Consider the following 23,251-nt stretch of genomic DNA (forward strand, 5'->3'; position numbering starts at 1 on the left):
ACGGCTGGCCCCGCATTCGTTCAAGTCATCGCCTTCCATGTCCGCCGCGGTCTCGCCCACGCCCTCCTCTGCCTCGCCCGCCACCTCTGCGCCCCAGCCCTACCGCCCCGGTGAGGTGCTGCTCTGGCTGCTGCTCACGCTGCTCGCCCTCACGCTGCCGCAGAAACCGCTGCTGGAGTTGGACTCCTCCTGGCGTCAGGCCCTCGCCTACTTCTTCCAACGCGACTACCAGTTCGGCACCGAAGTCGTCTTCACCTACGGCCCCCTCGGCTTCCTCCTCGGTAACACTTACGTCGGCCTCTACTTCTACGCCTACGTCGCCTTCCAGGTAGCGTTCTCCGCCATCGCCGCCGGCCTGATCGTGCACATGGCGCGCCCGCTCAGCGGGGTCGCGCGCTTCGCCTACTTCACCTTCTTCATTCTGTGGGGCGTCGGCTACGGCGATGCCCTGCACATGATCGTGATCGCCTTCTGCGGCTGGAACGCCGTCAAGGCACTCGCCGAGGGGCGTTCCCCGCGCCCCGTCCTCCTCGGACTCTTTCTCGCCTTCCTCGCGGTCATCAAATTCACCAACCTGCTCTTCGCCGGCTTTGTGGTGGCCGTGGCCGTCGGCTTCGGGCTCGTTCGCGGCGAACGTCGCGCCGCTCTATGGCTCCTCGGTTGCTTCGGCCTCGGCTTCCTCGCCCTCTGGGTCGCCTGCGGCCAGTCGCTGCTCAACCTGCCCGCCTACGTGCTACATTCCTTGGACGTGAGTTCCGGTTACCAAGCCGCCATGGGCCTGCCCACCCCGCGCGGCGAAACCGGCTACGCCAGCCAGCTCACGCTCGCTTTCCTGACCTTCGCCATGCTCGGCGCCTACCTGGTCTGGCACGCGCTCACCCAACCCGATCGCCTGCGCTCCGCCGCCCTCGTCCTCATCCTCGCCGCCTTCCTCTTCCTCAACTGGAAACACGGCTTCGTGCGCGCCGACGGTCACATGCTGGGCTTTTTCTACTGCGCCCTCGTGCCCGCCGTCGCCTTCCCCGCGCTCTTCGGCGAAACGCTCGCACGCCGCCGTTGGGTGCCTCGCGTCGCCCTCGGTTTGGCCGCCTTCTTCTGCCTCTCCGGCATGCGCGGCACCTTCACCTCCAACATCGATTACGCCCCCAACATCACCAACGAGAAGCTGCAGTATAACCTGCAATACCTGCTCGATTGGGATCGCTTCCGCGGGGACCTCGGTGGCCAGCTCGACCACTGGCGCCGCGAAGGTGAACTCGAAAAAACCAAACAACTCGTCGGCGACGCCTCGCTCGACGTGCTCGGCTACGAACAAGCCATCGCGCTCTTCAACAACTTCAACTACACGCCGCGCCCCATCTTCCAGAGTTACTCGGTTTACACCCCCAAACTCACCGAGCTGAACGCCGAGTTCATCACCTCCGAGCGCGCTCCCGAATTTCTCCTCCTCAAGCTGCAGACCATCGACGAGCGCCCGCTACTCATGGACGACTCGCAGCTCATGGCCTTCTTCCCGCACCTCTACACCTTCAAGCTGCTGGAAAAAGACTTCTACCTCTTCCAACGCCGCGCCGAACACGCCCCGATCGAGAGCCTGCGCCCCCGCCGCCTGCGCACCCTCGACCTCGAAATCGGTCAGCCGCTCTCCCTCTCCGAATACGGCGACCGCCACCTCTGGATCGAAATCGACCTGCCCTTCAGCCTCACCGGCAAGGCCCGTAGTTTCCTCTACAAACCTCCCTTCGTGCACCTCGAGGTGACCGACGTCGCTGGCGAAATCTTCAACTACCGCCTGCCCCTCACCTCCGCTCGTGCCGGGTTCCAGATCAACCCGCTGGTGCTCGACTTCGAGTCCTACCTCGAAGCCCACGGCGGCAAGAACCCACACCTCGTGAAATCCGTGCGCCTCGTCGTCGACAAGGCCGACCGTCATTACTTCGCGGATACCGCCCTGGTCTCCCTGAGCTCGTTGCAGCCCACCGCCCTCAAACAGGAATACGAGAAGCAACTTGAACGGGAGAAGTTCTCCATGTTCTCGGAGCTCCCGCTCGATTTCTCCTCCGCCACCGCGCCGTCCAAGCTCAAGATCGATGGCCGCGAGGCGCTCGTGATGCATGCGCCCAGCCTGATGACCTTCCCCTTCCGTGCTGGCACCCAGCACATCCGCGGCGCCCACGGGTATCCGCCCGGCGCCTACACCAACGGCGGTGAAACCGACGGTGCCCTCTTCCGCATCCTCTGGACCGACGGCACCGAAGAGCGCGAACTCTACGCCCGCGAGCTGCAGCCCTTCACCAACGAGGCCGATCGCGGGTTGGTGGACTTCGACGTCTCCACCGCCGATCTCCCCGCCGGCACGCTGCGTTTCGAAATCAGCATTCGGGACCACCCCGCCTGGGACTGGACCACCTGGGCCGACATCGTGATCGAATAAGCCCGTGCCTGATCAACCGCCAGCAACCCGCGCACTGTGGCTCGCCGCCCTCGGCGGAGCCCTGCTCGCGCTCGCGGCTCACCTCGACCTGATCGCCATCTTCGGCACCGTCCTGCCCTACCGCGATCAGTGGCAACTCACGGGCGTCGAACTCCTCGGCCCGTGGGTCGACGGCAACCTCACCGGCGCCTCCTTCCTCCAACCGCTCAACGACCATTGGCCCGTCCTCACCCGCGTGCTGTCCTTCGCGCTCCTGCGCCTGAACGGCCAGTGGAACAACCTCGTCGAGACCACCTTCAACGCCTTCATCCTCGCCGGCGCCATCGCGGTGTTTTTGCGCGGTGTGTTGCCCGCCTTCGGTCCGCGCCTGCGCGTCGTCTTTGCCCTTTTCACCGGTGCCGTGATGGCCTTGCCCATCGGTTGGGAAAACACCCTCTGGGGTATCCAGTCGCTGCCCTACACCCAGATCCTGCTTTCGGTCTGCTACCTCTACCTGCTCACCAGCCGCACTTCCCGCGACGCCGTCTGGTGGCTCGCCCAACTCGCCGGCGTGCTGGTGCTCTTCACCCAACACTCGGCCATCCTCGCCCACTTCGCCCTGCTGCCGATCTGCGTCTGGCGCTTCGTGCGCAACGATGGCGACCGCTCGCTGCACGCGCTCAACGCCGCCCTTGCCGCGATCACCATCCTCGCCTTCTTCACCCTCTTTCCGTCGATCGAAACCACCGCGCACCTCGCCGCCGATTCGATTCCCTTGGCGCTTGAGGTCGGCCTGCGTCAACTCGCCTTCCCCACCGCCCATCCCGCCTGGGCTTTCCTGCTCTGGGCGCCGTGGTTGCTGCTCCCCATCGATCGTTTTGCCCGTCGCCGCCTCGATACGCCCACCGCCTTTGTATTGGTTTTGGGTCTGTGGGTCGGCGGTCAGGCCGCCGCCATCGGTTACGGTCGCGCCGCCGAGACCTATACCTTCGCCTCGCGTTACTGCGATTTCCTGCTGCTCGGTTTCGCCACCAATGGTGCCGCCGTTCTCCTGCTCTGGCAGGCCTGGCCCCGCCGCCTCGTGCGCGTCGCCACCGTGGTCCTCGCCACCCTCTGGCTGCTCGTGCCGCTGGAGGGCTTCTGGTGGGAATCCACCCAAAGCCACGCCGGCTTTAACCTCTCCAACCGCTTCCGCGAAAACCCCGCCAACCTGCAGCGCGTTCACGACTACATCGCCACCCGCGATCCCGCCGTGCTTTCGCTCGAACGCGGCGGCGCCCTGCTCTTCACCTACCCGCCTTCCGTGCAGGCGCTGTTGGACAAGGCCGGCGTCCGTGCCTACCTGCCGCCCGAAACCGGCGCGCCCGAAGCCCGCGACGATCACGGCCGGCTGGGCGGCATCACCCACCTCATCCTCGACGGCCGATTGCTCATCGCCTTGCTCGGTTTCGCCGGACTCGGTGCGAGCCTCTTGGTGCGTCGTCCCTCCACGTCCACGGCCGATGCCGACGTCGGTCCCTCCACCTGGACCGCACCACGCCTCTGGTGGTCCTCGACTTCGGTCGTGCTCACCTTCGCCGCCCTTTGGTCCACGTGGGAACTGCCGCTGGAATTCGACGCCACCGAACGCATTCGCCAACTCATGGCCCCCGCCGACCCGGGACTGTCGTTCGCCGACCTGAGTTTCCACTACGAGGGCCATGGTGAGGTCGACACCTCGCAAACGCCGGGCGCGGTCTTGTCTGAACCGGAAACCTGGCGGCCCTTCACCCACGGCACGGCCTTCGGCGGCAAAACCAACGGCTTCCAAGGCACCCTCGCCAGCGCGCCCATTCCGATCACCGCCGACACCTTGTCGGTCCTTTTCACGGGTTTCCCCTGCGCGCACGGCAACGGCATGCGCTGGAAACTCCTGCCGCCCGATGGCGGGGAACCGCAATGGTCCGGCTACGACGGCCCGAACCCCGAGAGCGGTTGGTATACCTGGACCATCGACACCTCCGCCCACCGCGGCTGGAACGCCGTGCTCTATCTCTTCGACGGCCGGCCCGATCGCGAGGGTTGGCTCGGCGTCACCCGCCCCGTCTTCACCGACGATCCCACCTGGGCCGCCGGCTGGCAGGCACGTCTCCGCGCCGAACGCGCCGCGCCCGCCCATCGCACCCTCGCCGGGGCCACGCTCGTCTCGGGCAGCCTGTGGTTGCTCGGTGGCGTCGTCCTGCTCTTCAGTCGCCGTTTGCGTTCCCCGTCATGACCGATTCCACCGACATCGAGCTCACCTTGCTCATGCCCTGCCTCAACGAGGCCCTCACGCTGCCGTCCTGCCTGGCGGAGTGTCAGGAGATCATCGATCGCCTCGGCGTGTCGGCTGAAATTCTCATCGCCGACAACGGCAGCACCGACGGTTCCCAAGCCATCGCCGCAGCCGCCGGCGCCCGCGTTGTGCCCGTCACTCAGCGCGGCTACGGCCACGCGCTCAACACCGGCATTCAGTCCGCGCGCGGTCGCTACGTCATCATGGCCGACGCCGACGGTAGTTACGACTTTCGCGAATGTGGTCCCATGCTCGACGCCCTGCGCGCCGGCGCCGATATCGCCATGGGTAACCGCTTCGCCGGCGGTATCCAGCCCGGCGCCATGCCCTGGAAAAACCGCTACATCGGCAACCCTGTATTGAGTTTTCTGGGACGCCTCTTCTTCAAGATTCCCACCCGCGATTTTCACTGCGGACTGCGTGGCGGTTCCAAAGCCGCGCTCACCGGTCTCGACCTGCGCACCGGCGGCATGGAGTTCGCCTCCGAGATGGTGATCAAAGCCTCCCTCTCCGGCCTCAAGATGGTGGAGACCCCCGTCTCGCTGCGACCCGATGGCCGCGACCGTCCGCCGCACCTGCGCCCGTGGCGCGACGGCTGGCGACACCTGCGCTTCATGCTGCTCTTCAGCCCGCGCTGGCTGTTCCTGCTGCCCGGCCTCGCTTTGCTCGCCGCCGGTCTCACCGGTTTCGCCACCTTGCTGCGCGGTCCGCTCGATCTCGGTGGCGTGGTGCTCGACGTGCACACCTTGCTCTACGCGGCCGCGGCCATCCTGTGTGGTTTCCAAGCGGTCGCTTTTGCGGTCATTTCCAAAGTCTTCGTTCATGAGGCCGGCCTCGCGCCCGGCAGCCGCGACGAGAACAGCCCTCCGCCTTTTGCCGGCTTCACCCTCGAACGCGGCATCGTCGCCGCCGTCGCCCTCGGCGCGCTCGGACTTGGGCTCTCCATCGAAGCCGTGCTGCAATGGTCGCAAACCTCCTTCGGCGAACTGTCCCCCACGCGCATCCTGCGTTGGGTCGTGCCCGGCGTCACCTGCATGGTGCTGTCGCTCCAAGTCGCGCTCGCCGGTTTCTTCGTCGACATGATGCGACTGCGCTTGCGTCGCTAGTCTCCGCATGGCCGACCGCAAGCACAGCAAACCCGCCCCGCGTTGGCCGCTCTGGCTGGCCCTGTTGTGCGCCGTCTTGGCTGCGTTTCTCGCCTGGCAACGCGGTAGCCAAACCGATGTCGAACTCGCTCCCTCCGACATCCGTTGGGAGCGCCTGAACAACCTCACCTGGGATGCCGAAACCGCCACACTCACCGTGACAGGGCCCGATCCCTTCGGCCATCTCGCGATCCCGGCGGCCTCCATGCCGCTCACCGAGCTGCGCATCAACGCACTCGGTCCCTACCATCCCGGCGGCTGGTATGTGTATCCATCGCCCGCCCACCTCGGTGCGCCCGTGATCAACCAGGACTGGGTCGTCACCGCCACCGTCGAAGACACGCCCGTCGGCCACGCTCTCGTGTGGGAACTGGAGGACAGCCGCCTCGCCCGCATCGATCTGCCCGACGAACTCGACGTGCCCCTGCAGGTGAGCTCCATCCAGCTGCGCTCCCCGTGGGGCAGCTTGGCCAACCCTTATGTGGTCGCGATGATCTGCGCGGTCGGCCTCTCGGCCTTGCTGCTGATCGGCGCCCTGCTGGCACGTTCGCTCGAACACAAACCGGTTGAGCTCGCCGTCATGCTGGCGCTCACCGCCGCCAAGGTCTGGCTCGTCGTCGGCATTGGCCAGACGATCTTCGCTGGCGCCATCCACGACGACCGCCTGTTCATGGACCAAGCCCGCGCCTTCGCCGCCGGCGAGTGGCTCGGGCCCTACCACGAACTCACCCTCGCCAAGGGTCCGGCCTACGCGATGCTGGTCGCCCTGTCGGCGCTCACCGGCCTGCCGCTGCAGCTCAACACCGCCCTGTTTCACGCGCTGGCCTGCGGTCTCTTCGTCTGGGCGCTGAGCCCGTGGCTGCGCTCCGCCGGACCGCGACTGCTCGTATTCACCATCCTGTTACTCGACCCGCAGAACCTGTCCGCCGAGGTCGTGGGCCGGGTCCTGCGCAGCGCCGTGCAAACTCCGCTCGTGCTGCTCACGCTGGCCGGCTTCGTCGGTTTGCTGGCCCGGTCGCGGGTGCGTGACCTTACCACCGCGCGCCTCGTGCCGTGGGCGCTCCTGGCCGGACTAAGCGCCAGCGTCTTCTGGGCTTCCCGCGAGGAAGCCATCTGGTTGGCCCCCTCGATCGCCCTTACCCTCGGCGCCGCCGTGATCGGCCTGTGGACCGCACCACACGGCTCCCGCCTCGCTCGGCTCGCGGTGTGCCTGTTGCCGCTGTTGGTCTTCCAGGGCCTGCGCATGACCCACCGCGCCTGGAATGCATCCCACTACGGCCAGGTCGTAACGGTCGATGTCGCCGAAGGCAGTTTCCCCGCCGCCTATGGGGCCATGTTGCGCGTCGATCCCATAGACCCGATCCCGGGCGTGCCGCTCACGCTCGCCACCCGCGAAACCATCTATCCGCACAGCCCGGCTTTCGCCGAAATCGCGCCCTTGCTCGACGGCGAACTGACCGAAAAATGGGCCAAACCCGGCTGGGGGCGCGACGGCAACCACGCGCGGGCCGGGCTCGAAATTCGCGGCGGTTGGTATCAATGGGCCCTGCGCGAGGCCGCCGCTCGACTCGGTTATTACGAGTCCGCCACCGCCGCCGAAACCTATTGGGCCAGAGTCGCCACGGAGATTAATACCGCCGTCGATTCCGGTGCGCTCGCCGGCGGCAAATCGCGCCACGGTTTCTTCCCGCGCTGGCAGGAGGCGTATTCCGACCAAGTGACCCCGGCCCTCGGCCAGGCCCTCGATCTGGTCGTGCGCTGCACTGACTTTAAGGCCGTCGCCGTGCCCTCCTCCGGTAATCCGGAGCAGATCGAGGAACTCGCCGCCTTTCTGCACGCCCGCCCGGTGTGGGAACGTTCGCCGCCCTCCACCGACGGACGCATCCGTCTCGCCATTCATCGCATCTACCAACTTACCGGCTGGTGGCTGACGGGGTTCGCCCTACTCGCCACCGCCATCGTGGCGTGGCGCGCACGACGTGAGGTGTCGGCTCGCCTGCAGTTGGCCTTCCTCTGCGCCTGTTGGGGCGGCGCGCTCGCGTTGAGCGTGGTCGTCACGCTGGTGCACGTCACCTCCTTCTACGCCCTCATCGGCGCTTACCTCGCCCCCGCTTCGGCGTTGGTCATCGCCTGCTGGGTGCTGGCTCCCATGTGGGCCTTTGCCCGCCGCGAGCCATCGTCTCCCAATTCTGCCTCATGAACGCGCTCTGGGTCCAACTCCGCCGTATCCATCCCGTCGTGACGCTCGCCGCGTTGCTCGTGCTGGGCTTCTTCGGCTGGGGCGTGGTCCGCGGCTGGAGTCTGCCGGTGACCGACTCACACAGCTCACGACAGGCGCAGACGGCCATCACCGCGCAACTGCTGCAGGAACAGGGTCCGTCGCCGCTCACGCCCTTCAACGGCCTCGGACCTCCCTGGTCGGTGCCGATGGAGTTCCCCACTTATCAGCTCCTCACCGCCGGGTTCACCGTCGTCACCGGTGGTGACGTTGTAGCCGCCGGCCGACTGGTTTCAGTGCTCGGATCCCTCGCGCTGTTGCCAGCGCTCTGGCTCCTGCTGGGCCGCCTCAACCTGACCGCCAATCAACGCGTCCTCATTCTCTGCGGTCTGCTCACCTCGTCGTTGTGGGTGCACTATTCCCGGGCGGTTTTGATCGAGACCTGGGCCACGGCCCTTGCCGTCTGGTGGCTGGCCGCGTGGGTGGAAGCGTTGCACCGCGGCACCTTTGAACGCCGCTGGCTTTTTGCCGCCACCGCTCTCGGCCTCGTCGCCGCGCTGACCAAGGTCACCAGCTTCGCCGTCGTGTTGCCCGTGGCCTTCGTGCTCACGTTCGTTCGAGCCCGCGCGATCGGCCGCATCGCGTGGTATCGCTCCGGCTTTTGCACCGCGCCGGGCATCCTCGCTGTGGTCTGGTGGACGCATTGGAGCGACGCGGTGAAAGCCGCCCATCCCTACGCCGACTTCCTCACCTCGGCCGCCCTCACGGAGTGGAACTGGGGCACGCTCGCGCAGCGACTTGATCCGGTCTGGTGGCAACAGTGGTGGGCTCACGCCGACCTAATTTTGCCGCACTGGACGCTCGTGCTCATTCCGGTCGGCTTGGCGCTCGGCAACCGGGCGATCCGCATCGCCATCGGCCTGTGCCTGTTGGCTTTCGTCACCGGCCCTTTGGTCTTCGCCAACCTCTATTACGTCCACGACTACTACCACCTCGCCGTCGCGCCGTTCCTCGTCGTCGCAGTGGGACTCGGTCTGGTCGCGATCCAACAACGTGCGCCGCAACGCAAACTCCTCCTCCCGGTGGTCGCGTTGCTGGCGGTCGCCGTCTGGACCACGTCCGCGCTCGCCTACCGCGATGGACTGGGCCGCGGTCAGATGCGCAATCGCCCCATCCCCGAACTCGCGAACCGGCTGCAGGAGCTCACTCGCCCCGACGATGTCGTGTTGCTCTATGGCCGCGAATGGGAGCCCTTGGTCACCTTCTATGCGGGACGACGCATGACCGCGATTCGCGGCACGCACGAGACCGATGAAACCGCCTGGCAAGCCTCCGTCGCTGCGCTCGCACCCGACCACTACACGGTGCTCGTCGCCCTCGACTCCGTGGCCGGCGACCTCGCGTTCGTGCATCACCGTTGCCGCGAACTCGGTCTCTCAACCACCCCGCTGGCCTCCACCGGCCGCGCCGATTTTTACGTGAGCGAAACCCGCCGCGCCGAACTCGCGCCGACTGTCACCGTTCTCCGCGAAGCCGGCCGCCTCCTGCCGCAACGCCCCGACCGCATGGGGCCGGGCGAATCCCGCATCGAGTTCATCACCGCCGACTGGAAACCGGTGACCAACGCGGACATCGAGCGCCTCTACGGTCCGACCACGCCGGTGCCTGACGCGGTGTTCGCCAAATACGATCCCGCGCCCATGCAAGTCGGTGAGCAAACCGTGCTCCACATCCATCCGCCCGGCGGCCTGCACTACGCGCCGCTATCGGTCGAGCGCACCGTCACCCTCGACTACGGCATGATGCCGGAGATCTGGGAAAAGGAGCGCGACACCGACGGTGTGCGTTTCCGCGCTTACGTGCGTGATCCCGACGGCCGCGACCACCTCATCTGGACGGATTTTCTGCAGCCCCGCCGTGATCCAACCGACCAAGGTCAGCAGTCCGCCACCTTCACCATTCCCGCCCACCACGCTTTCGAGCTACGCCTCGACGCCGGCCCCGACCACAACCCCGGCTACGACTGGTCTTATATCGCCCGCCTGGAGTTGATACCCTAGTTAGGGTGTGTCTGGGCAAAATGTTGGCGGTTTTGGCGGGTTCGAGTGTCGTAACCCCGTGATGCGATACTTAAGCCCCCGGCTACTCGCCGTCTTCGCCACCTTACTTCTCCCCGCGGTGCTCTCCGCCCAGACCGCCTGGCAACGCGTAGTGGACGCCTCCCCCGCCCTGTCGGTTCGCGATGTCGCCGCCAATGATGAACGCTTTGTCGCCGTCGGTGAACTGGGTTTGGTCATCACCTCCCCCGACGGTTTCAATTGGACCGACCGCGATCCCGGCACTCACGAAACTCTGCTGGAAGTCACCCGTTTTAAGGACGGCTTTCTCGCCCTCGGTGCCGCCGGAACCCTCCTGCAATCGTCCGACGGAATTACATGGACGCCGCGCCTAGCCGGCGACAACGCGGTGCAAAACCTCGCCTCCAACGATACTCTGGCCATCGCCACCAACGCCGACACCGCGTTTCTCTCCACTGATGGAGTCCGATGGGAACCTGTCTCGCTGGCCCTCGCTCCCTCCGCGATCGACGCGGCCCTCGGGTTCTTTTTTCTCCGCGTCGACGGGATTCCCTACGTTTCGCAAAACGGCCGTGAGTGGCAGCCCGTATCGTTTCCCGACGGCGTTGCCGCAGAACTCACCGGCGCCAACCTGGTCCCCGGCGCGACCGCCGCGCTCTACCACACCTACAACGCGGAGGGTTTCGCCGGCCTATTCCGCAGCACCGATGGCCAGGTTTGGTCGCCCGTGGAGTTCTCCTTTGAACCGTTCTTCTTTGGCTACGATGGCACCCAGTTTGTCGCCCGCACCGCCGATTCTAAAACCTTTGTTTCTCCAGACGGCACTTCGTGGGTCGCATCCGGTGCAACCGATTGGGCTTCGCTCGACCCTGGAGTCAGCCTGAACGGCGTTTCTATCCGCGACGCTCGAAACTTCGAACGTCGCACCGCCGATTCCGACTGGGAGCCGATCAACGCGACGCGCGTGGAACGGCGTTCCACGTTCGACGGCATCGCCTATGGCAATGAGCGTTGGGTGGTCGGGAGCGGCTTCGTTTCCTCAGATCTTTCCCAGTGGGATGCCGTCCCCCCCTTGCCGATACCGGAGGGCGTGACTATGGCGCTGAATCATCCGGAACCTCGGCCCAATCACCTCAGTTTCGCCCACGATCGCTTTTTTGTGACTGGGTCCACCTACATCCCCAGTGGCAGCATCCTTTGGTCATCGCCGGACGGTTCGGACTTCACCGTCGCAGCCCAAACCAGCGCCCGCCTGTCGTCGTCCGTGATCTACGCCAACGGGGTGTATCTCATTCCCGCCGTTAACGGTCGTGCTGCCCTGCGCTCCACCGATGGTTCGGCCTGGAACCTGGTGGAGGACTGCCTGCCCACATCCGACATGCCCGATGCCCGCAGCTTCGTGGTCAGCTTCGGATCCAGCTTTCTTGCCGCCATTGATGGCGCCGGTTGGTTCTCCTCCGCCGACGGGGTGACATGGTCGGCGCTGGTGGACAACGACACCACGCCAGCGATATCTCAACTGAGCGGTCTGAACGCCAATGCCGGCCAAATCGTTGCGTGGGGCGCCGGCTCCCTGTGGACCAGTCCGGACGGTCAAAATTGGAGTGCGGTCTCCGTGCCGGAATTCTGGATACGGAGCGCTTCCTTCTCCGGCGAGCGATTGGTCGCCGCCGGGGAGCAATCGGTTGCCACTTTGGGCCCGGAAGGTGTTTGGAACTACGCCGCTCTTTCGGTTTATTCCGCGTATTTTTCTGACGCCATAAGCATCGCGTCCAGCGACTCCCACACCTTGGTTTTGATGCGTAGCATCGTGCTCATGTCGCCCCACGGGATCGGTCCGGTAATCACCGCCATCTCCCCCGCTGACGCCGTCACCATTGCCGACAACGAGCTCACCCAATTTAGCGTAACGGCCACCTCTTCGGCCACCCTTTCGTATCAGTGGGCCCACAACGGTCTCAACCTCACGAATGCCAACGGCGCCGCACTGCACACGCTGTTGCCGGTCGACCGCTTCGACAACTGGAGCAGAGTCGCCGTCAAGGTCAGTGACGGGACCCACACCGTGGCCGGAGTGGTGCCGACCCAGGTCATCTCTTCGACGCCGCCCTTTCTCGACGAAGACGGAATATCCTCGTTCCTACGTTTCCGCGCCGACGGTATCGGATTCTGGAACCTGAGGGCCGACATAACCGGCTCCATTCTCGACTACCAATGGTATCGCGATGGTGAACCCATTCCGGGGGGCACTTGGGCCGAGCTTAACGTCATCGCCAATGTGACCAACATCGGACACACCTACCACGTCGTCGGCAGCAACGCTTTTGGCACAGTCGCCAGTAGTGAGTTTACCATTACGCGGCCGCAAATCGCCGCCGGGGAGATCGCCATCACGATGGAGTCACACCTCTCTCTGCCGACGGACGTCCGGTTGAGCCTGGACGTGGAGCACGCGGCTCAGATCCAATGGCGCCGCAACGGCGTTCCAATTCCTTGGGCCACCTACTCCAACTACTACCTCCGCACCGACCGACAGCCCCCTGACGGCGGCGGTTGGAGCGGTTTCTACGACGTGGTGCTTAGCAACGCCTACGAAACCGTCGTGGTCCAGGCCGTGCGCCTCCATTTGGCCGGCGACCCGGACCTGCCGACCACGATCCCAACCTATCCGGCACCGTCAGCAGATTTTATGCGATTGGCCAACCTGTCCGTCCGCGCGCCGGCTAGCACCGGATCCCACGCCTTGGTCGCCGGTTTCGTGCTCGACGATTCCACGCAGGTCACGACCGAGCGCGCCTCCTCCGTGCTCCTGCGTGCCATCGGTCCGGGGTTGAACGCCTTCGATGTCCCCGACGCCATGGCCGATCCGGCGCTGAGCCTCAGTGAGCCCAACGAGACCGCGATTGCCTCCAACCAAGCCTGGTCGTCCAACCTCGCCACCACCTTCGCCACCGCCGGAGCGTTCGCGCTGGAGGAGGCGTCCCTGGACGCGGCGCTGCTTCACACGATCCCGGCAGCCAACCACCAGCCCGTGCTGGTCGCCACGGTGACGCCCACCGACGACACCGCCCCTGGCGAAACGCTGTTTGAACTCTACGCCATGCCCGAAGGCAACGGCACCAGTCTGAGCAACCTTTCCGCCCGCGCTTACGTCACCCCGGACCAGCCGCTCACCGCCGGCTTGGTGATCACCGGCCAGCGCGATCTATCCGTGTTGGTGCGGGCCGTGGGCGACGGGCTCCAGGCCTTCGGACTCACCGAGACCGCCAGCAAACCGACCGTGCGTTGGACCGCCCTCGACGGCGCTCTCGGCGGCTTCGCTTCCGGTCACTTTGAGCAAGCCGATGCCGCCAGTGCCCGCCTCGGCGCCTTCCCACTCGACTCTGCCGACGACACCGCCGCCCAACTCAACTACCTCCGCCCCGGCCGCTACACCTTCACCGTCGAGGTCGAGTCCGCCGGCGTCGTCCTCTTCGAACTCTACGTCGACTGGCAAAACGCCTACTGACGCCCCCACCAGTTGACGGGAAAAGGCGTTGCCCGCACGCGCTCGGCGGGCTTCGCTGCACGGCTCGTCTTGCCGTGCAGGTTTCCTTCGTCATCCCGGTCTATAACCAACTCGCCCACACCCAGGCCTGCCTGGCGTCGTTGCGCGAACACCTGCCAGCCGACCTCACCCACGAAATCATCCTCGTCGACGACGGCAGCGACGCCGAGACCCAGACCTTTCTTGCCGGCCTCAGCGCCCCGCACCGCGTCATCACGCTGCCCGGCAATCACGGTTTTGCCCGCGCCACCAACGCCGGCGCGACCGTCGCCTCCGGCCAATGGCTTTGTCTGCTCAACAACGACGTGGAGCTCACCGCCGGCACGATCGAGGCCATGCTCGCGGTGCGCGACGCCCACCCGGACGCCGGCATCATCGGCAACATTCAACTCACCACCGCGACCGGCGAGGTCGACCATGCCGGCATCGAGTTTCGCGACGGTGGATATCCGCGCCACATTCGCGGCGAACTGACCGCCCTCCAGGCCGAGGGCGAGATCGTGCCGGCCCTCGCCGTGACCGCCGCCTGCTGCCTCGTCGATCGTGCCTGGTTTGTTGCCATGGACGGACTCGATCCGTGCTACCGCAACGGCTTCGAAGACGTCGATCTCTGCCTGCGCGCCCGCGAAAACGGCTGGGGCATCTACGTCGCCACCCGCAGCGTCGTGAAACACGCCGTATCCACCAGCCAAGGACGCGGGGATCACGAGTTTCGCAACGCCCAGACTTTCCTCGACCGTTGGGGACCACGCACCGCCGCCCTCGAGGTCGCCCAGCGTCGCGACGCCGCCCGCCGCTACCGCACCCGCCGCGCCCGCGAAACCGCCGGCCAACCCGCCCCCCAGTCGGTCCAGGCCGCCCGTCTCGCCGCCCTCGCCGCCGCCGAGCAGCAGGAGCGCCTCACCCGCACTCCCGTGACCGTCTGGGTCGACCTCCTGCGCATGGAACCCGGTGGTGCCAACGGCGGCATCAAGCCACTCGTCTACGCCATGCTGCGTGAGCTCGCCACCCTGCAGTGGAACCCGCAGCGTTACGTGCTGCTCGCCCGCGCCCCGCTGCACGACGAGCTGCGCCGCCTCGAACTCACCGCTCCGCTCGCGCTCCAAGGCCCCGACGGTTGGACCCTCCACGAAGACGGTCGCACCACGCCGACCTCGCCGACCGCCCTCGCTCGCAGCCACCTGCCGGAAGTCCTCTATTGCCCCTTCGGCACCTCTGCCTTGGCCCGCCCCGACCTGCCCAGCGTTGCCCTGTTGGTCGATGCGCTGCACCGCGATTTGCCCGCCGCCTTGCCGATCGAGGAGGTCAACTTCCGCGAGGAGAACTTTAAACGTGTCATCGGTTCGGCCACCTGGCTGCAAACCCTCGCGCTGCACGGCATCGAACGCCTCCACCACCACTGGGGCGTGCCTCCCTCACGCTGCTTCCACACCTACGCCCCCGTGCAACGCCGCCTGCGTGTGCCCGATCCGCTGCCGCCGCCGCCGGATGGGTTGCCCGAGCGCGATTACTTTTTTTATCCGGCCAATTTCTGGGCGCACAAAAACCACGAGGTGCTGCTCACCGCCTACCGGCTCTATCGTCAGCGCGTAGGCGCCGACACCGCCTGGCAACTTGTGCTCACCGGCTTCCCCGATGCCCGCCAACAAACCTTGCGCGAGATGAGCACCGCCCTCGGTCTGACCGACTGCGTGCACTTTGCCGGCCATCTACCCGACGACGCCTTCGCCGGCCTGTGGCGCCGCGCCGGGGCGCTCGTGTTTCCGTCGCTGCACGAGGGGTTCGGCATTCCGCTGCTCGAAGCCTTCGAAAACGGTCTGCCCGTGCTCGCATCCGACGCCTCCGTCCTGCCCGAGGTCGGCGGCGACGCCTGCCACTGGTTCGACGCCTCCCACCCGTCGGCCGTCGCCGAGGCCCTTACCACCGTCGCGGCCGACCCGGCGCTGCGTGTCCGCCTGATTGCCGCCGGCACCGCCCGCCTGTCACGCTTCTCGCTCCATTACGAGGCGAGCCGCCTCAACCACTTTCTCCACGCCGCCGCCCGCGGCCTCGTGCCATGAAAATCGGTCTCGATGTCGCCCAAACCTCCGCCGAGCGCGCCGGTTGCGCCTGGTATGCCGACGCCTTGGCCCGCGCCTTGGTCGAGCTCGGCCGCCCGCAGGGCCACGCGTTTGTCCTGTATCACCAATTTGGAGACTGGATTAACGGCGAGCCCGGTCACGGCACCCGGCTCACCGGCAAAGGCATCACCATGCCGCTGCTGCACACCCTACCCGTGCCGGCTCGCGCGCTCTGGCGCGCCATCGAAGCCGGCACCGCCGACCTGCCGGACGCCCCCGACGTCGTCATCGCCTCCAGTTTCCACGCCCCGCGCACGCCGGGTGCCAAGCTCGTCTACGTCGTCCACGACCTCGTGTTCTGGACCCACCCGCAATACGCCACCGACGCCACCCGCTTGGTCTGCCAACGCGAACTCGGTCAGGCCCTCGGTCGCGCCGCCGCATTTCTTTTTGTCAGCGAATCCACCCGCCGCGACTTCGAGTCGCTTTTCCCGGGTTGGCTGGCCGAAAGCGGCACTCCGCACGCCATCGCCTCCGGTGCCAGTCGCTGGCCTGCCGTGGAGTCGCCCACACCGCGCGCACCGGATGCCCCGTGGTTGATGGTCGGCTCATTGGAGCCCCGTAAAAACCACCTCACCGCCCTCGCCGCCTACGAGATGTATTACGCGTCCAGCGAGCATCCCCGCCCACTGCACATCATCGGCGGACGCGGCTGGATGTCCGACGAGGTGCACGCCCGCATCGATCTGATCGCCGCCCGCGGTTGGCCCGTGGTGTATCGCGGTTACCTCGACGACCGCGAGCTGCGCACCGCCTACCGCGATAGTTTTGCCCTGCTCCAACCGAGCTGGCACGAGGGTTTTGGGCTGCCCGTGCTGGAGGCCTTCAGCCAAGGCCTGCCGGTCATCGCCGCCGACGCCGCCAGCCTGCCCGAGGTCGCCGGCGACGCCGCCATCCTGTGCCCGCCGGAAAACCCGCCCGCCTGGTCCATCGCCATGCTCGAACTCGATCGCGATCCGACCGCCCACGCCCGCCTCGGCGCCGCCGGTCTGACCCGCGCAAATGACTACAGCTGGCAAAAAACCGCCCGCACCGTCCTCGATCTCATCACCAAGCTTAGCTGATACTTTTTCGTGTCTTTCGTGCCTTTCGTGGTTTCAAACTCCTCCTCCCCCGTCCGCGTCTCGTGAACATCCTCTTCGTCAACTACGGCGACTGCACGTCGAACAGCCTCAACCACATCGGAGCCTTCGCCAATGAGCTCTGTCGGGGCGGTCATGCCTGCGTGGTGGCCGTGCCGGAGAAACCCGAAACCGTCGCCGTCCTCGACGCACCGCTGTTTCCCGTCCGCCTCTTCGACCAACTGCTCAGCGACTTGCCGCATTTCCCCGACCGCCGCCCGGCCGATGTGATCCACGCTTGGACGCCACGCGAAAACGTCCGCGACTTTGTCCTCCATTACTTGGCCCGTCATCCGCAGGCGCGCCTCTTCATTCACCTCGAGGACAACGAAGACCACCTCAGTGCCGCGTTCGCCCGCACCCCGATCGCCGAACTGCGCCGCCTCTCCGACGCCGACCTCGCCAACAAGCTCGCGCCCAGCCTGTCCCACCCGGTGCGCTCCCGGCACTTTCTGCGGCTCGCCCACGGCGTGACCTGCATCACCGAGCGGCTCAACGAGTTTGTGCCCTCCGGCACAGCGCATCACCTGCTGCTGCCCGGCCTCACCGAAACCACAGCGCCCTCTGCCGACGATATCGCCACCGAGCGTGCCACGCTCCAACAGCGCCCCGACGAAAAGCTCATCGTCTACACCGGCAGCGTCACCTTCGCCAACCTGGCCGACATTCGCTGCCTCACGCTCGCCGTCCGCCAGCTCAACGAAGCCGGCCAACCCACTCGTCTCGTGCGCACCGGCATCACCCCGGCCGAATACGACGAAGCCCTGCGCGATATCGGTGGCGACTTTGTCACCGCCCTCGGTTGGTGCCCTAAGTCCCGCCTGCCGCGCCTACTCGCCGCCGCCGATGTTCTCGTCCAGCCCGGAGCCGCCGACGACTTCAACGCCTACCGCCTGCCGTCCAAGATTCCGGAATACCTCTGGGCGGGTCGTCCACTGGTCATTCCGGCCACCAACATCGCCGCCAAGTTGAAGGACGGTCACGACGCCCTGCTCCTCGCCGACGCCACGCCCGACGCCATCGTCACCGCTTGTCAGCGCCTCTTCGCTGACGCCGAACTCGCCGCGAATCTCGGCCAAAACGCTGCCGCTTTCGCCCGCCAACATTTCACGCTCGCCGACAACACCCGCGGGCTCCTGTCGTTCTACGCTCAGGCCGAAGGCCATCCCGGCGTGTTTGGCGAGCAACCGCCCACCAGCCACGAAACCGCCGCCCTCGTTGACCGCACCGATCCCGAACTGGGCGCCCGCGTGCGTGCCCTCGCCACGGAAGTCGACGACCTCAAAGCCGCTCTCGCCACGGCACGCGCCGAAGCCCACCGCCACGCCGCCAACGCGCGTTACACGGCGTCCAAACTCGAGGCCCAAAAACACGTCACCGAAAACGTTCGCGCCGACCTGCGTGCGCAGCGCGAGGAACTCCCACCGCTGCTCAAACGTCTCGAAGAAGACGCCGCCACGATTCGCGAATTGCGCGGCCTGTTGGAGCACAACGAGCGCGTGCAACGCGACACCATCCGCTCACTCGAGGCTCGCGTGCAAAAGGTCACCCAGTCCGGCTCCTGGGTCTTCACCGCCCCCTTCCGCGCCCTGCGCCGCAGCCTCCTCGACCCTCTCCTCAAAAAGGAAGAACAAACCTCTGTAGCCAGGGTCGCCGCCCCCGGTCCCTCCGGCGACTCCGCGCCAGCCCCCGCTTCCAACGATCACCTCCCCATCGACCCCAGCCTTCCACACAGCCTCGACGAACCGGCCGACTGGGCGGCCATTCCCGCCCGCGGCCTCATGCGCGGCTGGGTGGTGACGAGTGACCAGCAGGAGATCGTCGCCCTGCGTATCAAGGCGGCCGATACGACCTTCAACGTCGATCTCGGCGTGCCGCGGCCCGATGTCGCCGGCCTGCATCCGGGCCATCCTTTCGCCGATCACGCCGGCTTCACCGCCGACTACGAGCTGCCGCCCGGCTGGGAAGGCGAAACCGTGTTTGAGGCGCTCACCGCCGACGGCCAATGGCGACGCTTCGCCGCCCGCCAAACCCGCGTGATGAGTGACGATCCGGCCAACCTGCGCCGCGATTACCGCTCGTGGGTGCAGCGTTACGACACGCTCAAACTCGCCGATGCCATCAACCACCGCGCTCGCATCGAGGGCATGGCCGCCGAGGCACGGCCGCTCATCTCCGTGCTCATGCCGGTTTACAACGCGCCGAAGCCGTGGCTCATCCGCGCCATCGAATCGGTGCGCGAGCAGTTTTACCCCAACTGGGAACTGTGCATCGCCGACGACGCCAGCACCGAGCCGCATGTGGCCGAAGTGCTGCGCGACTACGCCCAGCGCGACGCCCGCATCAAGTTCGTCATCCGCGAGCAAAACGGCCACATCTCCGCCGCGTCCAACTCCGCGCTGGAGCTCGCCACCGGCGCCTTCTGCGCCCTGCTCGACCACGACGACGAACTCACCCGCCACGCGCTGGCCGAGGTGGTTTACGCGCTCGAAGCCCAGCCCAACCTCACCTTCATCTACTCCGACGAGGACAAGATCGATGAGTCCGGTCACCGCAGTGATCCGTATTTTAAACCGGACTGGAATCCCGAGCTCCTGCTCGGCCAGAACTACACCTGCCACCTCTCCACCTTCCGCACGACGCGTCTGCGCGAGATCGGTGGTTTCCGCGAAGGCCTGGAGGGCAGTCAGGACTGGGACCTCACCCTGCGTGCCACCGCCGGACTCGATCCGGCGCGCATCCACCACATTCCCAAGGTGCTCTACCACTGGCGCGCCATTCCGGGCTCGACCGCCTTCGTCATCGACGAAAAGGCCGACTATCCGTTCCAGGCCGCCAAACGCGCCCTCACCGATCACCTCGCCGCGACCGGTGTATCCGCCGAGTTGTTACCGGTGGAGGGCCGACATTGGCGCGTGAAGTATCCCCTGCCGGATACGCCGCCGCAGGTCAGTCTCATCATCCCCACGCACAACGGTTACGAGCTGCTCAAAACCTGTCTCGACTCGTTGCGCGGCCGCACGCGCTACCCGGATCTGGAGATCATCGTCGTCAACCACCAGTCCGACGACCCGACCCTCCTCAAGTATTTCACCGCGCTCAAAACCGAGGGCGTGCGCGTGATCGACTACGAGGGCGTCTTCAACTTTTCCGCCATCAACAATCACGCCGCACGCCATGCGCGCGGCAGCGTGTTGGGCTTCCTCAACAACGATCTCGAGATCATCGATGAGACGTGGCTCGAGGAAATGGTCGCCCAAGCCTGCCGCCCCGAAATCGGCGCAGTCGGTGCCATGTTGTATTACCCCAACGACACCGTGCAGCACGCCGGCGTCATCCTCGGCATCGGCGGACTCAATGGCTCGCCTTCCGTCGCGGGTCACGCCTTCAAGGACTACCGCCGCGGCGACGAGGGACAACGCAACCGCCTGCGCCTCGTGCAGAACTACTCGGCCGTGACGGCCGCCTGCCTCGTTATTCGCCGCGAGGTGTTTGAACAGGTCGGCGGCTTCGACGAACGCAAACTCGCCGTGGCCTTCAACGACATCGACTTCTGTCTGCGTGTGCGCGCCGCCGGTTATCGCAACCTCTGGACGCCCTTCGCCGAACTTTACCATCACGAGTCCGCCAGTCGCGGTATCGAGGACAATCCCGACAAGCTCGACCGCTTTGCCGGTGAGATCGCCACCATGCGGCAACGCTGGGGGCGGGAACTCGATCACGACCCGGCCTACAATCCGAACCTCACCGGGCTCTACGAAGACTTCTCCCTGGCCACGCCGCCGCGCGGCTGACGCTTGATCGTCCATGGATCGACTCGCACATGTTCGCCGTTGGGTGATTTGGACGGGCGTGGTGCTGCTCGTCATCGGCGCAAAGCTCTGGCTGGTCGACTACGCCGGCAGCAGCGTGCCGCGTTGGGACCAGATCGACGCCGAGGGCGAAGTCATCCTGCGTCCGTGGCTCAACGGCGAATTGCACGCCGCCAACTTCTGGCAGTCGCACAACGAGCATCGCATCGTCTTCACCAAACTGGAGGCCCTCGGGCTGGTCATGCTCAACGGCCAGTGGGACGCCTACGTGCAGGTCTTCGTCAACGCCGTGCTGCACGCCCTGCTCCTGCCTGTCCTGCTCGCGTGGATACACCGCCGCGTGCGTGGTTGGCCGTTCGCTATCGTGGCCGTCGTCACGACCGCCTTGTGGTTGTTGCCCCTGGCCTGGGAAAACACCGTGCAAGGCTTTCAGTCCCAGTTCTACATCCTGATTTGGCTGAGCTTTTTCCATCTGCGCGGCGTGCTCAGTGCGGAACGCTTTAATACCGCGTGGTGGGTCGGGCAGCTCTGCGGTCTGCTGGCCTTGGGGGCGATGGCTTCCGGACTGCTCTCGTCGCTCGCCGTCCTCATCATCACCGCCGCCGAGATCGCCCGCTCCCGCACGGTCAACCGCCTGCGCATTGCCACCATCGGCCTGTCACTTGTCTGGGTCGTGCTCGGTTGGCTGACGCGCACGCCGTATCCGGGGCACGAGCCACTGCACGTTAAAACCCTCGGTGAAGCCTTCGACGGCATCGCGCAGGTGCTCACCTGGCCGCTACAGGGCGCCTTGCCCTACTCCCTCCTCGCGGCGCTGCCCCTCGCCGCACTGGCGGTGGTCTGGTTTCGCCAGCCGGAGCGCGACGGTTTCCAGCGTAGCCTGCTGGGGCTCGGCGTATGGTTCGGCCTGATCGCCGCCGCCCTCGTTTACGCCCGTTATCATGGCGCCCTGCTCGCTCCGCGTTATGTGGATCAATTCGCCATCGGCCTCCTGCTGCAGGGCGCGGCGCTGGCGCTCCTGCCGATGCCCAAGTCCCTGCGTATCGCCTGCTTCGCCGGCTGGGTCGCGAGCTTGGGATTCGCCCTTCAGGCCGACGTGCAACACATCACCAGCCATACGTTGCCGCGCCAACGGCAACTGATCGCCAAGCAGGAAGCCAACACCCGTGCCTTCCTCGCCGACCCGCGACCGGAATTGCTGCGCGACAAAGGTAAATTTGACCTGGTTTACCCACACGGCGAAGCCCTCTGGTTGCGCTGGCAGGACCCGGCCATCCGCGACCTGTTGCCCGGCGCAGTGCGTCCCCCCGTCGCGATTCCCACCGTCCCGGACGCACAGACGGCGCATCTGCCCACTCCGCCCTATCCGGTCATCGCGACTTCACCCACCGGCATCCAGCGCGAGCCGTGGATCTGGCAAAGCGAGCGTCAACCCGCGGACACCCTGCCCATTCTGCGTTTCCGCTTCAGCGGACAACTCGGCGACCCGCGCGCCGCCCTCACCATGCGCGTCGTCAGCGACGCCTGGGCGGTGGACGTGCGTCCGGATGGCTCTGCGCCCAATCGCTGGAAAACCATCAATGTCATTCGACCACCCGGCGAGTGGTGGATTGAGCTAAGCGATCGCGACAGCGCCGCCAGCGTCGCCCTGACCGCGCCCGTCGAAATGGGCTGGTTCTCGTGGGCGACCGAAAAGGCGATCAAGTATCACGCGTGGTGGATCGGCATTGGTGGCGCACTGCTGTTGGCCGGGCTGCTCGGTGGGCAACCGGCGCGCCCCCGCGTCACTCCGCCAGCGGCTTGACGCCCCAAGCATCGACCCAGAGGTCACGCTCGCGGGTCTGCACGTCGGTGAACCCGGCGCGCTGCAGGTAGGTCGTCAGCTCCTGCGGCGTGGAACACTTCGCGATGTGCGTCGGACGCTCCAGCGGGGAGAAGGCCTTGCAGTGCTCCTCAAAATATTTCCAGCCGTTCTCGGTCATGATGCTGATGTTGTCGCACCAGAAACGGCCGCCCGGACGCAGGATGCGAAACGCTTCCTGCACGTAGCGGTAGCGATCCCAGTCGTCCAAGTGCATGAACACGACCGTCGAATAGACGACGTCGTAGGACGCGTCAGCCAACGGTTGCAGATCGTGGCCCGAGACCTCGATGGCATTGGCGTTGTCCATTGCCGCGAGTCGCTTGTTGGCGAGATCCACCATGGCGCCGGACGCGTCGCAACCGGTCCAGGACTTCACGATCGGCCCGAGGGACTTGCCCACCCGACCCACACCGCAGCCGATCTCCACAAAATCGTCCTCGTCGCGGATGCCGACCGTGGCCCGCAGGACATTGAGGGTGTGGATCGCGGTGGCGTCCAATTCGGCCTCATCGCGAGTGCCTCCCACGTAGAGGAAGGCCTCCTCGGGCGTTTGGGCGAGTTCGTTCCAGGTGTTTTTGTAGTCGGCGCGCGACGGCATAACCGCGGAGCCCAATCGGCA

The 23,251-nt window shown here is 66.1% G+C and carries 11 protein-coding genes; 10 read left to right on the top strand and 1 reads right to left on the bottom strand.

Annotated features, from left to right (window positions below; all coding sequences use genetic code 11):
- The first annotated feature begins 37 nt into the window (after positions 1-37).
- From K1X11_RS03770 to K1X11_RS03815, 10 genes are all read left to right on the top strand, one after another.
- The gene (locus K1X11_RS03770; protein ID WP_221032943.1) at positions 38-2,434 is read left to right on the top strand and encodes a hypothetical protein; all 2,397 of its coding nucleotides are present in this window, start codon (positions 38-40) and stop codon (positions 2,432-2,434) included.
- A 4-nt stretch (positions 2,435-2,438) separates the two neighbouring features.
- Positions 2,439-4,667, top strand: a complete 2,229-nt coding sequence (locus K1X11_RS03775) for a hypothetical protein (RefSeq protein ID WP_221032944.1) — start codon at positions 2,439-2,441, stop codon at positions 4,665-4,667.
- Positions 4,664-5,833 (top strand): glycosyltransferase family 2 protein, encoded by a 1,170-nt coding sequence (locus tag K1X11_RS03780; RefSeq protein ID WP_221032945.1) that lies wholly within the window; start codon positions 4,664-4,666, stop codon positions 5,831-5,833. Before K1X11_RS03775 ends, K1X11_RS03780 begins: the two co-directional genes overlap by 4 nt.
- Before the next feature lie 7 nt (positions 5,834-5,840).
- Positions 5,841-8,072, top strand: a complete 2,232-nt coding sequence (locus K1X11_RS03785) for a hypothetical protein (protein WP_221032946.1) — start codon at positions 5,841-5,843, stop codon at positions 8,070-8,072.
- A complete protein-coding gene (locus K1X11_RS03790; protein ID WP_221032947.1) occupies positions 8,069-10,150 on the top strand; it encodes a hypothetical protein in 2,082 nt (693 codons plus the stop codon). The genes K1X11_RS03785 and K1X11_RS03790 overlap by 4 nt, the downstream gene beginning before the upstream one ends.
- Positions 10,151-10,208: 58 nt before the next feature.
- Positions 10,209-13,676: a beta propeller repeat protein gene (locus K1X11_RS03795; RefSeq protein ID WP_221032948.1), complete on the top strand. Its 3,468-nt coding sequence runs from the start codon at positions 10,209-10,211 to the stop codon at positions 13,674-13,676.
- Positions 13,677-13,750: 74 nt separating this feature from the next.
- Positions 13,751-15,775 carry a glycosyltransferase gene (locus K1X11_RS03800; RefSeq protein ID WP_221032949.1) on the top strand — a complete coding sequence of 675 codons (2,025 nt, stop codon included), beginning with the start codon at positions 13,751-13,753 and terminating at the stop codon, positions 15,773-15,775.
- Entirely contained in the window at positions 15,772-16,899 is a 1,128-nt protein-coding gene (locus K1X11_RS03805; RefSeq protein WP_221032950.1) for a glycosyltransferase family 4 protein, read from the top strand. The genes K1X11_RS03800 and K1X11_RS03805 overlap by 4 nt, the downstream gene beginning before the upstream one ends.
- 62 nt (positions 16,900-16,961) lie before the next feature.
- Positions 16,962-20,750, top strand: coding sequence for a glycosyltransferase (locus K1X11_RS03810; RefSeq protein WP_221032951.1), 3,789 nt, complete (start codon positions 16,962-16,964; stop codon positions 20,748-20,750).
- A gap of 13 nt (positions 20,751-20,763) precedes the next feature.
- The gene (locus K1X11_RS03815; RefSeq protein WP_221032952.1) at positions 20,764-22,572 is read left to right on the top strand and encodes a hypothetical protein; all 1,809 of its coding nucleotides are present in this window, start codon (positions 20,764-20,766) and stop codon (positions 22,570-22,572) included.
- Here the strand turns inward: K1X11_RS03815 and K1X11_RS03820 are convergent.
- The gene (locus tag K1X11_RS03820; RefSeq protein ID WP_221032953.1) at positions 22,553-23,230 is read right to left on the bottom strand and encodes a class I SAM-dependent methyltransferase; all 678 of its coding nucleotides are present in this window, start codon (positions 23,228-23,230) and stop codon (positions 22,553-22,555) included. The two genes, K1X11_RS03815 and K1X11_RS03820, sit on opposite strands and share 20 nt — an antisense overlap.
- Positions 23,231-23,251: the final 21 nt, after the last annotated feature.

Origin of the sequence: Actomonas aquatica, from assembly GCF_019679435.2 — a bacterium.
GTDB lineage: Bacteria > Verrucomicrobiota > Verrucomicrobiia > Opitutales > Opitutaceae > Actomonas > Actomonas aquatica.

Coding starts and splice junctions, on each gene's coding strand:
- K1X11_RS03770 (WP_221032943.1), top strand. CDS start 38: ATGTCCGCCGCGGTCTCGCCCACGCCCTCCTCTGCCTCGCCCGCCACC.
- K1X11_RS03805 (WP_221032950.1), top strand. CDS start 15,772: ATGAAAATCGGTCTCGATGTCGCCCAAACCTCCGCCGAGCGCGCCGGT.
- K1X11_RS03820 (WP_221032953.1), bottom strand. CDS start 23,230: ATGCCGTCGCGCGCCGACTACAAAAACACCTGGAACGAACTCGCCCAA.
- K1X11_RS03785 (WP_221032946.1), top strand. CDS start 5,841: ATGGCCGACCGCAAGCACAGCAAACCCGCCCCGCGTTGGCCGCTCTGG.
- K1X11_RS03815 (WP_221032952.1), top strand. CDS start 20,764: ATGGATCGACTCGCACATGTTCGCCGTTGGGTGATTTGGACGGGCGTG.
- K1X11_RS03780 (WP_221032945.1), top strand. CDS start 4,664: ATGACCGATTCCACCGACATCGAGCTCACCTTGCTCATGCCCTGCCTC.
- K1X11_RS03790 (WP_221032947.1), top strand. CDS start 8,069: ATGAACGCGCTCTGGGTCCAACTCCGCCGTATCCATCCCGTCGTGACG.